Genomic DNA, 1,106 nt, shown 5'->3' with positions numbered 1-1,106 from the left:
TTTAGCCTTCTTTTTTTCCTTCTAAACGTGCGTACACGTTGAAGCCATTAGAAATGTGTTCTGGTACAGGAAGTTTGTGAACCGTAAAGCCTAGTTCGCCCAGTTGCTCAGCCAGCGTTTCTGCAATTTGTTTTTCATTCATAGATTCGCTGTCGATACGAACCAGTTGGCAGAAATGTTCAACTAGACGTTCTTGATTAATTTGTGTCATTTGGGTGTCTCTTTCTTTTGGGGTCGAGGGCGATACCGAGAAACGATGTGAATTCGAAATCAATGGCACGGACTCGAAAGGGAACAGAATCTCTCTTATTGCACAGCTTTATGTAGGTGAAGCTGCGTTGAATCAAAGAAAATCACTGCCTGACACGATTCTGACCGAGGATAATGCCAGAAGTGACGACGCAATCACGAAAGTGGTTTAGCAAGTGACAATTTGGTAATTGAGAGCGGAGACAGTAATGCACTATGGCTCGAAGCAAATATGTAACTGATGAAAGCAGTCAATAATTGCTGCAAGGTGCACTGTAAATAAGTAGGGTGTATTTGAAGCAAAATCACATTTGTGGATTAATGACGTCTCTGTTTACTCATATCCTCGCACTGCCAACTGGATAGGCCAAGTTCAATAAGAACTTGGCCGCTTTTTACGTGCGCTTTGTTGTCTTGAAACTCTCGTTTGTTTCACTCTCTCCAACCTCTCTTTAAATGAAACCAAAGACTTATCTAAAGTCGCTAGGTGCCAATGAAAATCGCCATGGTAACAAATTGTTTACATTTGGCGGTGTGGCGTAAATCGAAAAATATCAACCTAATTGATTGAAATTCAATTTAATTTTGGTTTCTTTTTAACCGGGTACATTGATGGTTTTGTGGTGTAACATTAATTTTACATTTCTCCGTAAGACCCATCGAAATAGAGATTTCGGCTTATGTATTCCAATTTCTCTCTACCTGCGCCAAGTTAGAAAAATCAGTTCAAACAGCTCAGTGAGGCTGTAAACAAATTAGTGACGCAAGGAGAAAGTCATGGTGGACACATACAACCCATTAGGTACAGACGGATTTGAGTTTGTTGAATACACAGCTGCTGACAGCAAAGGCATTGA

1 protein-coding gene and 1 pseudogene are annotated in these 1,106 nt (G+C 40.6%); one reads left to right on the top strand and one right to left on the bottom strand.

Annotated features, from left to right (window positions below; all coding sequences use genetic code 11):
• Positions 1-4 precede the first annotated feature (4 nt).
• Positions 5-211, bottom strand: a pseudogene (locus tag R7P72_RS25630) (peptidase M20); the annotation flags it as partial.
• Positions 212-215: 4 nt separating this feature from the next.
• Here R7P72_RS25630 and R7P72_RS25625 point away from each other — a divergent pair.
• A complete protein-coding gene (locus tag R7P72_RS25625) occupies positions 216-422 on the top strand; it encodes a hypothetical protein (RefSeq protein WP_005495440.1) in 207 nt (68 codons plus the stop codon).
• Positions 423-1,106: the final 684 nt, after the last annotated feature.

It is taken from the genome of Vibrio sp. Vb0888, assembly GCF_033338835.1.
Classification (GTDB): Bacteria; Pseudomonadota; Gammaproteobacteria; order Enterobacterales; family Vibrionaceae; genus Vibrio; species Vibrio alginolyticus.
This window is presented reverse-complemented; position numbering and strand designations above follow the sequence as displayed.